The sequence below is a fragment of the Streptomyces sp. NPDC006207 genome, from assembly GCF_040613835.1.
In the GTDB taxonomy this organism is placed as follows: domain Bacteria; phylum Actinomycetota; class Actinomycetes; order Streptomycetales; family Streptomycetaceae; genus Actinacidiphila.
The window spans coordinates 26,798-36,643 of the sequence record NZ_JBEXSX010000078.1 but is presented as its reverse complement, the minus strand read 5'-3'; the positions used below and the strand labels follow the sequence as shown (position 1 = coordinate 36,643).

The following is a 9,846-nucleotide window of genomic DNA, read 5'->3' as shown; positions in this document are numbered from 1 at the left end:
GCCTTCACCGGACGCGTCACGGCCACCGGCGACGGGCAGACCGTCGGCACCGCGCTGGCCGTGGACCGCGAGTCGGAGATGTACACCGTCACGGTGAAGCCGCTGGACCGCAAGGGCGAGCCCGCACCCGCCCCCGCCTGGGACGCCCAGCTGCAGGGCCTGTCAGGACCCGCGATGGGAGTCGGCGCCGTGCTGTACGGCGACACGTACTCGGTGCGTGTCCCCAAGGGCCGGTACTTCCTCAACAGCATGGTCCGGGTCGACCCGGCGGGTTCGAACGACCTCGGCGGTGACTGGTTCAACCAGCCCGACCTCGCGGTCAGCAAGGACACCGTGGTGACGGTGGACGCGCGCACCGCCAAGCCGCTCGACATCACCGTCCCCGACCGTTCCGCCCAGCAGGTATTCGGCTTCTTCGGCGCAGGCGTCGAGCTGCCGGACGGATCCGGTACCTACTTCGGGGTCTTGACCAGCACCCTCGCGAAGTACCGCACCGGCCACCTGGGCCCCAAGGTGGCCGCGGACGACAAGCTGAGCCAGAAGCTCGTCGCCAGCTTCTCCACCGGCGTCAACGGGCACGACGAGTACCACCTGGTGTACCAGCCGACCGGCGACAGGTACCTCACCGGCTTCACCCACCACGCCAAGTCCAGGGAGTTCGCCAAGGTCCAGGTGAAGCTCGGAGCACCCGCCAAGGGCAAGTTCGGATTCATCACGCCGATCACCGAGGGCGGTGGCGGCCGCGGCACCGTGCACGCCCTGCCCTACACCGGCACCCTGCACCTGCTCTCGGGGAACACCTCGTGGCAGCTGGGCTTCATGCAGGTCGACGCGAACGACTCCTATGAGACCCGCTATGACGCACTCACCAGGACCTTCAAGCCCGGACGTTCCTACCAGCACGTGTTCAACGTCGGTGTCTTCGGTCCCGATCTCCCGGAAGGCACCGGACTGCTCCGGGCCGACGAGGCGATCGACGGGCGGCTTCCGCTGTTCTCGGACAGCGAGGGGAACATCAGCAACAACCGCTCACCGATCGAGAGCGCGCGAACGTCCCTCTACCGCAACGGTGAGCTCGTCAACACCAGCTCCAACCCGATGGACGTCTTCTACATCGCGGAGAACGAGCGGGCTGACTACCGGCTGACCGTCTCGGTCAAGCGCGGCACGGTCGCCGACGTCTCCACGAGCATGACCACGAGCTGGACGTTCTCCTCCGAGTTCGCCCCGGGGATCACCAAGCTCCCCACCTCCGTCGTGCGCTTCACCCCCGCCCTGTCCCTCGACAACACGGGCAAGGCACGGGCGAAGGTGTGGGTCCCGGTGACCGTCCGCGGCACCGCCGCGGGCAGGAACCTCAAGTCCCTGAGCGTGTGGGCCTCCTACGACAAGGGAGCCCACTGGCAGAAGCTGAGCGTGTGCGACGGCCGGGTTCAGATCACCAACCCCAAGGCCGGCGGCAGCGTGTCGTTCAAGGCCCAGGCCGTGGACAAGCAGGGCAACACCGTCGACGAGACCATCGTCGACGCCTACCTGACGAAGTAGCCCACGCGCGGGCCGGAACCGCGGTCCAGGGCTCGTGCCCTCCGTGGTTCCGGCCCGCGGACGTCGCTGCACCGACGGGCCCCGCAACGGCGGGGGCCTCTCCCGTCATGGCCAACGGGCGGCCTACCAGGCCACTAGGCTCGCCGCGTTCCCCAAGGGTTGCCCGAAACCCGTTGACGCAGCAGACAGCAGGTCACACCGCATCCCAGTGCTAAAGACGCCAAGAGCACCGCAGGGGACCGCGGCTGGCCATCGGCCGAGGTCGTGCTCTACTGGATGGCGCAGCGGTGTGGGTGTTCGGGGTTATCGGGGCAGGTGAAGATGTTGAGTTCGCCCCAGCGGCCCACGGTGATCTGGGTGGGGGTGGCGGTGTGGTGTAGGGGTTGTACCTGGTCCTCCTCCAGGGGCCGCCAGCTGCGGCTGCCGCCGTCCCACTCGGAGCTGTCGATGGTCAGCAGCAGGTGCATCGGTGTCGTGCAAGTCAGGCAGTCCATGGGGTACGGGTCGGTTGCGTGCCATGAGGCGAAGCCCCCCACGCGCCAGCCGGGCGGGATGGACAGGTCGTACTGGTAGGCGAGCTGCTCTTGTGTGGTCTCGCCTGCCGATTGCTCGACCCTCTGTTCAAGGGCATCTTCCCAGGTGTCGATCCGGGCGAGCAGTTTCTCGGGCAGCAGGCCGGCATAGGGGTAGGTGTCCACCTGCTCCGGGTGGAGCACGCAGGGCTCGGGCACGAAGCCGTCGGATTCGACGACCAGCGGCTGTGGCGGCGCGGTCAGTACCTTGCTGACCTCCCGTGACTGCCGCCAGCGCAGATGCACATTGAGGTCGTACCGGCTTGGGCCGTGTGCGTTGAAGGGGCACCAGAACACCTGGAGGAGATCGCAGTTGCCCGGCCCCGCCGGCAGGTCGGGGACATCCCGCCGGTACAGCTGCGCGAGGCCGATCATCGGCAGCGGGTCGGCCTCGGATGCCCCGGGGATCCGGTGTTCGCGGTGCAGTTCGTGCAGGAGCTCCCGTTCTTCGTCTGTAGGGCCGGTGGCCGGTTCGCGGGCCCATGCAGCAGCCAGGATCTGCCGGTAGCGGTGGATGTCGGCTGGCCGTCGCCCCCGCCCGCGCCCGTGGGCCTCGTCGCATACCGGCCATGGCTCGTCCGCCGGCCACAGCATGGGACCGCCCACGGAACTGGCTGACAGGCCGGGTGTGCCCGGCCGTGGATGAAGCCGGGTTGTCGTCCCCCGCAAAGCGCCCAGCTCCGGGAAGAGCGCCTCGACAACGACAGGGCGCGGCGGCGTGGTCCTCATCATGGCCGCGACCTTAGACATCTGACAACCCCGGCCATCAAGGACCCCGGCAGCGCCCCCTCGCACCGGTGCCGGCGACGCCTTTCCTGCCGGCAGAAAGCCGAACGGGCTTGGGCTGCGCCCCGGCTCGGCCTCCCGTGGGCTGAGGCCGCAGGGCCAGGTGCACCCTCCCGCATCCCCAGGATGGTGTGCAGCCAGTCCGGATTGTCAGTGGTGGGGGCAAGGATGTTCGTGTCATGACAGGCGATCAGGGAGGGGCGGGCGTGAAGAGCACGAGGAGGGCCGTGGTGGCCGCGGTGCTGGCGGCCTTTGTGGTGGCTGGGGCGGGCCCGGCGATGGCGGTGGCTGCTGGTGCGGCCGGCATGACCGGTGCCGACGCTGTGGCGACGTCCGTGGCGGCTGGGGGACTTCTTCCGCGTCCGGGTCCGGAGGGTCTGGTGTGGGTCGGGGAGTGGCGGGGCGATGGGGGAGTGGTGTCCGGGGGAGCGTGGGAGGGACTGCCGACGGTGCTCACGGTTGCTTGCGAGGGCGGGGGCAGCGTGGCGGTGACGATGCACTGGCAGGGGGAGCAGGTAGCCGAGTTCCCGGTGGACTGTCCGGTCGGTAGCCCGGCGGTGGGTTCGGTGACGATGGATGCTGGTGTGGTGGGGTCGGGATCCTTCTCGGTGGGGGTTGACGCATCGGATGAGAACATCCGGTGGGCCCTGACGGTGACCCAGCCCGAATAACCCAGCCGGCCGGGCATCTCCTCGCAGCCGCAGCCGCAGCCGCAGCCGCAGCCGCAGCCGCAGCCGCAGCCGCAGCCGCAGCCGCAGCCGCAGCCGCAGCCGCAGCCGCAGCCGCAGCCGGAGGCACGGCGTGCGGAGGTGTAGAAGTCGGTGATGTCCCTCGCGGCGCGCTGGACCAGCTCGATCGCCAGGTCAGTCCGTGGCCACGTACAGCAGGGTCCGCGACATCCTCTCGTCGCCCAGCCGCACCGACGCCAGGCCCGGACGCTCCGGCAGCAGCACGTGCAGCGCCGGGACATCACCTGCCTGGATGGCCTCCACCGCTGCGATCGCCAGCGGATCGTCCGTACTCATCAGCACCGCGTCACCCCCTCTTCCCTCCCCTGGGTACCACCTTTGGCACCCGTAGGCAGCAGACCCGGCGGTTGGCGAGCGGGCCGTCAGGCGATCGCGGCAGCCCCGTTCGGGGGATCCTCCGGCAACGGCAGAGAGATGGCGTCGCCCGGCAGGCAGGGCTTGGGCCGGGCGGCTCGCGGACGCTAGCGCCACCTGGCCCCGGGCCGCCGCCAGGGGCTGGGCAGGTGGGCGCGAGTCGCATGATCCGCAACGTCCATGCCACCCAGGTCAGGGCAACACCAGCAGCGACCAGCCCGGTCGACGGCAAAAACCCAGCGACCCGGCCGCCCGCCAGCAGTCCGACAACCACCAGCCAAGCCGCAACAGACCGACGCAGGCACCCGCGATAGGTGATGACAGTGCGACCGAGGCGGCGACGCTGCGTGGCCCCTGCCAGTGGAACAGGGTCTGTGCTCACAACGCAAACACGACGAACAACGCGCGGACCGACGGGAACAACCTGTACCCACCGCCACCTCCAGGGCCTGGAGCCCGGTGCTGTGCTCACCATCAAGAGGGGCTGAGCGTGGCAGGCCCGGCAAGAGCCACAGCACGGAGCGCTGCAGTACTTGGGTGGTCTGAGCCCGCCTCGTCATCGGTCCGCACGATTGAGCGGGAAGGCTCCGGCGTAGAAGTCCGACCGAGGCAGTGATCATCTAGGGCAGCTTTTCGGCACGTGGTGAAACGCCTGCTCGGCACCAGGCTCCCAGGCGTACCGCCAGGCCCCTCCTGGGGTGTTCTGTGCGTCGAGGATGACGAGGTTGAGACGACGCAGGTGGTAGCCGGAGGCGAGGCCCGGTCGGCCTACGCCGAAGGACGACCACCTGCGTCGTACGGATCACTTCTCGGTGCGGGCGAAGAGCAGCGCGACCAGGGCCAGGCCCACGACGCCGCCGACGAGTTGCATGCCGATGAAGCCGGGCACGGAGGCCGGGGCGATGCCGGCGAAGGTGTCGGAGAAGGCCCGGCCGATGGTGACCGCGGGGTTGGCGAAGGAGGTGGAGGAGGTGAACCAGTAGGCGGCGCCGATGTAGGTCGCGACGGCGACCGGTGCGAAGTGCAGCCGCTGTGTGCGGGCCAGGCCGAAGATCAGCAGCACCAGGCCCGCGGTGGCGACGACCTCGCCGAGCAGCAGATGCCCGGCGGAGCGGTCGTGGGTGGACCACTTCACCAGGGGCTCGGCGAACATGGCATCGGCCAGGATCGCGCCGGCGATCGCCCCGACGATCTGAGCCGGTATGTAGGCGGCGGCTTCGCGGGCCGTGACGCCGTCCCCGCCCTCGCGGCGGGAGGTCCACCACTCGGCGAGGGTGACGACGGGGTTGAAGTGCGCGCCGGAGACCGGGCCGAGCAGGGCGATGAGCACGCCCAGGCCGAAGACCGTGGCGATGGCGTTGGCCAGTAGTTGGACCCCCACGTCCTTGCTGAGCTCGGTGGCCTGGATGCCGGAGCCGATCACGATGGCGACCAGGGCCGCCGTGCCGACCAGCTCTGCGGCTGCCCGGCGGGTCAACGGGACACGCGGTGTGGGGACAACGGCGGGGGCGGATTCCGCCGTGATCACGGGGGCGGTCTCGGTGGCGCTCAACGGGACTCCTGTCGGCGAGGCGCGAGGGGGACGGGGATCAGGGGCAGGCGCGTTTGGTGTTGTTCTCGGCGGTGGCCCGCGCGGTGGCGGCCAGATCGGTGAAGGACCCGGCCAGGCTCTCGACGACCTCCGGCCGCAGCCGGTAGTACGTGAACCGGCCGCACGGCTCGGTCTCGACAACACCGGCCTCCCTGAGCACCTTCAGGTGGTTGGAGAGGTTGGTCTGACGGGCGCCCGTCTCCTCCACGAGATGCGTCGTGCACAGCGTCTCGCGGGCGAGCAGGCTCACGATCCGGAGCCTGAGCGGGTCCGCCAGAACCCGGATCAGATCAGTGTCGACTGACGTCAGCATGGGCTGATACTGTCACATCAGCCGGGGCTGATGCCAGCCCGGGCATCCCGTCGTAGACAAGAGAGACCACCGTGTCCGACAAGCCCTCCGTGCTCTTCGTCTGTGTCCACAACGCCGGCCGTTCCCAGATGGCCGCTGCGTGGCTCACCCACCTCGCCGGGGACCGCGTGGAGGTCCGCTCGGCCGGCTCCGCCCCTGCCGACCAGGTCAACCCGGCCGTCGTCGAGGCGATGAAGGAGGTCGGCATCGACGTGTCGGCCGAGATCCCGAAGGTGCTGACCGTCGAGGCGGTCCAGGCCTCGGACGTGTGCATCACCATGGGCTGCGGCGACGCCTGCCCCGTCTTCCCCGGCAAGCGCTACCTGGACTGGACGCTGGAGGACCCGGCCGGTCGGGGCGTCGAAGCCGTCCGCCCCATCCGTGACGAGATCAAGACCCGGATCGAGGGCCTGATCGCCGAGATCGCCCCGGAGCCGAAGGCATGAGCGAGCAGGTCCGCGAGGTCATCGTCATCGGCTCCGGGCCCGCCGGGTACACCGCCGCGCTCTACACCGCCCGCGCCTCTTTGAAACCGCTGGTCTTCTAGGGCTCGGTCACCGCCGGTGGCGCGCTGATGCAGACCACCGAGGTCGAGAACTTCCCCGGTTTCCGCGACGGCATCATGGGCCCGGACCTGATGGACGACATGCGGGCCCAGGCCGAGCGGTTCGGAGCCGAACTCGTCCCGGACGACGTGAGTGCGGTCGATTTCAGCGAGGACGTCAAGACCGTCACCGACTCCGAGGGCACCGTCCACCGGGCCAAGGCCGTGATCCTCGCCACCGGCTCGCAGCACCGCAGGCTCGGCCTGCCGAACGAGGGCGAACTGTCCGGCCGGGGCGTGTCGTACTGCGCCACCTGTGACGGGTTCTTCTTCCGCGAGCACGACATCGCCGTCATCGGCGGCGGCGACACCGCCATCGAAGAGGCGACGTTCCTGTCCCGCTTCGCCAAGACCGTGCAGGCGCGGGCCTTCGCCGACTCGAAGATCTCCTTCGCCTGGGACAGCGAAGTCGCCGCCATACACGGCACCGACGGCAAGCTGTCGGGCCTGACGCTGAAGGACACCAAGACCGGCGACACCCGTGAACTGCCCGTGACCGGCCTGTTCGTGGCGATCGGCCACGACCCGCGCACGGAGCTGTTCAAGGGCGTCCTCGACCTGGACGAAGAGGGCTACCTGAAGGTCGACGCGCCCAGCACCCGCACCGCGATCCCCGGCGTCTTCGCCGCCGGCGACGTGGTCGACCACACCTACCGCCAGGCCATCACCGCCGCCGGCACCGGCTGCGCGTCCGCCTTGGACGCCGAGCGCTATCTCGCCGCCCTTTGACGGTCGCGCGGACACTGACGGGCCGGCACCCGGTAGGGACGCCGGCCCGTCGAAGTCTTGGCCGACCGCGACCAGTTGAGGCCCCGTCATCCGTGTCCGACGCCGTCAGGGCTCGGATCTTCCTCGGAAAGCCGTCCGGGGGCGTCCTCCCGGAGGAACCGCGTCTGCCCGACGCCGAGGGCGGAGGCCCGCGCGCGGGCACGGCGGTCGGCGCGCCAGATCAGCGGGGTTCCGACTGCGGCGGGAAGTAGCCAGTAGGCCACAGTGGGCAGCCGATCCCAGACCGGCAGTTGAGGACCGTTGTCCACGTAAAACGCGGTCAGCATCGCGACGTAGGAACCGCCCATGCCGATGATGTGCGCCGCATCGCCGGACCAGCGTCGACGCCTGGCCGTACGCCCGAGACCTGCCCCGGCGAACGCCACCGAGCCGATCAGGAACAGGTGGTAGTCCTCGCGCGGGCGCATGGCCGTCAGGGCCGTGGCGGTGGCGAAGACCGCGCAGATCGCCCAGAGGTACACACCGCCGAAATTGCTGTGTCGCCCGCTGCCCTTGCGCCGCACCAGCGCAGCCGCCGCTCCGGCCACCACGGCCACCAGCGCCGCCACCACGTGCACAGCCAGGAAGCCCAGGAAGACCGGCGATGTCTCCGGCACGTGGAGCCCGAAAAGGTCCATCCGTCGGCCCCTGAGTAGTGTGGCTACCTATATAGGAACGCTACTGCTCGGTCTCTGGTCCGGGAAGCCCTGGACCAGTAGCGTCACTACGCATGAGGGCAGAAGTACTGAAAGGTCACTTGGATGCCTTGCTGCTGGCCACGCTCGAAGAGGGCCCCCGGCACGGCTATGCGGTCAAGGAGGCACTGCGCGACCGCTCGGCCGGACGCATCGACCTGCCCACCGGCACCGTCTATCCGGCGCTGCGCCGCCTGGAGGAGTCCGGTCTGATCAGCGGCACCTGGGACACCGACGGCCCCCGTCCCCGCCGCAGCTACACGCTCACCAAGGCCGGCCACGCCGCCCTGGCCGGCGAGCGCACCGGCTGGCAGGAATTCTCCGCGCTCGTCACGACCCTGTTGGAGGGCCAGCCGTGGCCACGCTCCACCTGATCGGCGCCTACCTGGACGCTCTGCACGAGCGGCTGCCCGCCGACATCGCCGCTGAACTGACCGACGGCCTGCTCGCGTCTTACGACGACCTCCGCGACCAGGGACTCGCCCCCGACGCCGCGGCCGAGGTGGCCATCGCCGATTTCGGCACCCTCGAACAGGTCACTGCCGCTTTCGCGCACATCGCCCCTGGGCGCCGACTCGCCCGCGGACTGCTTGCCACCGGCCCCCTGGTCGGCGGCTGCTGGGCCACCGTGCTTGTCACCACGCCAACCTGGCGAACCATGCCCGCCGCCGCGCACGCGGCCCTGCCGCTGGCCCTGCTCGTCGTCAGTGCGCTCGCGGTCGCCTGGCGAGGACCGTACCGCCGCATCCGGCCCGCTGCGATCGCGGCCGGTACCGGCCTGGTGGCTCTCGACGCCGCAGCGCTGACCATGTTCGCCCTACTCGCGCCGACGCTCACCGGCCCCCTCGTGCTCGCGGCCACCGCAAGCGCCTGTCGGCTCGCCCTGACTCTGCGCGCACTTCCGCGCCTCCGCCCAATCGCCTGACGTTCCCTCCACTCGTGAAGGCAGGGCGATCCTGTGCCCAGGGCCCGATGGCTGTACCTGGGTACCGGATGCAAGTCCCGTCCGAGCACCCGTGCACGTGGCCCCGACCGACAACCGACATGCGCCTGCGGCAACAGGGAAGGCGGTCGCGTTGCCGGGCACGGCGAGGACTGCTGCGCCGCCCCAGCTGCAACTGGTGACGCCCTGGCGCGGACGGGCGCCAAGTCACGAGTTTTCGCAGATGGTAGATGGCGGTGAGAGCGTGGGCCTGAGGGCTGGTGGAGTGCGTGGCCCAGCTCGCGGAGACCAAACGCTGACGACGAACCGGGCGGCTCGTCGGAGCCTCAGGCCGCCGCGGCGCCAGCCAGAAGCTTGCTCATCGCGGCCACTACCGACGGTTCGACGCGGTAGTAGACCCATGTGCCGCGTCGCTCGGAACTGAGCAGACCGGCTTCCTTGAGCTTCTTCAGATGGTGGGAGACGGTCGGCTGGGACACGCCGACGTCGGAGATGTCGCACACGCACGCCTCGCCGCCCTCGTGGGAGGCGACCGCGGAGAACAGGCGGAGCCGGACCGGGTCGCCGAGAGCCTTGAACATCTTGGCGGCCCGCTCGGCCTCCTCCGCGTCCAAGGGCCGTTCGGTCAGCGGCGGGCAGCACGGCACGACGACCTCGGAGTCCAGGACCGGCAGCAGCTCCACATTCGACATACGTCTATGTTGACATACGTCGAACTATAGAGGCGAGGGGCCGACCTCGCCGGTGCGGACAAAGCGTCCGGCCGGTCTGTGGGCTGTGGCGGCACAGGCCCTGTCCGTCCCGCGCACCGCGTGCACGACCCGGCTATCGCGGCCTCGATCCGCTCCACGGATGAATCTTCTGATTCCATGGATGTCTATGTTGAC

At 69.8% G+C, this 9,846-nt stretch carries 10 protein-coding genes and 3 pseudogenes; 6 read left to right on the top strand and 7 right to left on the bottom strand.

Translation table 11 applies throughout. The annotated features are described in order from the left end of the window. Nucleotides 1-1,545, top strand: a pseudogene (locus ABZ312_RS39330) (peptidase S8); the annotation flags it as partial. A gap of 269 nt (nucleotides 1,546-1,814) precedes the next feature. Here ABZ312_RS39330 and ABZ312_RS39325 read toward each other — a convergent pair. Continuing rightward, nucleotides 1,815-2,849: a hypothetical protein gene (locus ABZ312_RS39325; protein WP_500439787.1), complete on the bottom strand. Its 1,035-nt coding sequence runs from the start codon at nucleotides 2,847-2,849 to the stop codon at nucleotides 1,815-1,817. A 233-nt stretch (nucleotides 2,850-3,082) separates the two neighbouring features. On the opposite strand from ABZ312_RS39325, the gene ABZ312_RS39320 reads away from it, so the two are divergent. After that, nucleotides 3,083-3,574: a hypothetical protein gene (locus ABZ312_RS39320; RefSeq protein ID WP_500439786.1), complete on the top strand. Its 492-nt coding sequence runs from the start codon at nucleotides 3,083-3,085 to the stop codon at nucleotides 3,572-3,574. 192 nt (nucleotides 3,575-3,766) lie between these two features. On the opposite strand, the gene ABZ312_RS39315 is transcribed toward ABZ312_RS39320, so the two are convergent. From ABZ312_RS39315 to ABZ312_RS39300, 4 genes and pseudogenes are all read right to left on the bottom strand, one after another. Beyond that, nucleotides 3,767-3,928, bottom strand: coding sequence for a hypothetical protein (locus ABZ312_RS39315; RefSeq protein ID WP_500332048.1), 162 nt, complete (start codon nucleotides 3,926-3,928; stop codon nucleotides 3,767-3,769). A 745-nt stretch (nucleotides 3,929-4,673) separates the two neighbouring features. After that, nucleotides 4,674-4,812, bottom strand: a pseudogene (locus tag ABZ312_RS39310) (pyridine nucleotide-disulfide oxidoreductase); the annotation flags it as partial. Beyond that, nucleotides 4,809-5,558, bottom strand: coding sequence for an aquaporin (locus ABZ312_RS39305; protein WP_500332049.1), 750 nt, complete (start codon nucleotides 5,556-5,558; stop codon nucleotides 4,809-4,811). The gene ABZ312_RS39305 and the pseudogene ABZ312_RS39310, both read right to left, overlap by 4 nt. A gap of 37 nt (nucleotides 5,559-5,595) precedes the next feature. Next, a complete protein-coding gene (locus tag ABZ312_RS39300) occupies nucleotides 5,596-5,910 on the bottom strand; it encodes an ArsR/SmtB family transcription factor (protein ID WP_500439785.1) in 315 nt (104 codons plus the stop codon). A 71-nt stretch (nucleotides 5,911-5,981) separates the two neighbouring features. Here ABZ312_RS39300 and ABZ312_RS39295 point away from each other — a divergent pair, with 71 nt between their 5' ends. Continuing rightward, a complete protein-coding gene (locus ABZ312_RS39295; RefSeq protein ID WP_500439784.1) occupies nucleotides 5,982-6,395 on the top strand; it encodes an arsenate reductase ArsC in 414 nt (137 codons plus the stop codon). Then, nucleotides 6,392-7,282, top strand: a pseudogene (locus ABZ312_RS39290) (NAD(P)/FAD-dependent oxidoreductase). Before ABZ312_RS39295 ends, ABZ312_RS39290 begins: the two are co-directional and overlap by 4 nt. An 86-nt stretch (nucleotides 7,283-7,368) precedes the next feature. On the opposite strand, the gene ABZ312_RS39285 reads toward ABZ312_RS39290, so the two are convergent. After that, a complete protein-coding gene (locus ABZ312_RS39285) occupies nucleotides 7,369-7,959 on the bottom strand; it encodes a hypothetical protein (RefSeq protein ID WP_500439783.1) in 591 nt (196 codons plus the stop codon). 92 nt (nucleotides 7,960-8,051) lie between these two features. Between ABZ312_RS39285 and ABZ312_RS39280 the strand changes: the two genes are divergently transcribed. Further along, nucleotides 8,052-8,390: a PadR family transcriptional regulator gene (locus tag ABZ312_RS39280; RefSeq protein ID WP_500332054.1), complete on the top strand. Its 339-nt coding sequence runs from the start codon at nucleotides 8,052-8,054 to the stop codon at nucleotides 8,388-8,390. Continuing rightward, the gene (locus ABZ312_RS39275; protein WP_500358344.1) at nucleotides 8,372-8,941 is read left to right on the top strand and encodes a permease prefix domain 1-containing protein; all 570 of its coding nucleotides are present in this window, start codon (nucleotides 8,372-8,374) and stop codon (nucleotides 8,939-8,941) included. Before ABZ312_RS39280 ends, ABZ312_RS39275 begins: the two co-directional genes overlap by 19 nt. A gap of 344 nt (nucleotides 8,942-9,285) precedes the next feature. On the opposite strand, the gene ABZ312_RS39270 is transcribed toward ABZ312_RS39275, so the two are convergent. Continuing rightward, entirely contained in the window at nucleotides 9,286-9,651 is a 366-nt protein-coding gene (locus ABZ312_RS39270) for an ArsR/SmtB family transcription factor (RefSeq protein WP_500332056.1), read from the bottom strand. Between the last annotated feature and the right edge of the window lie 195 nt (nucleotides 9,652-9,846).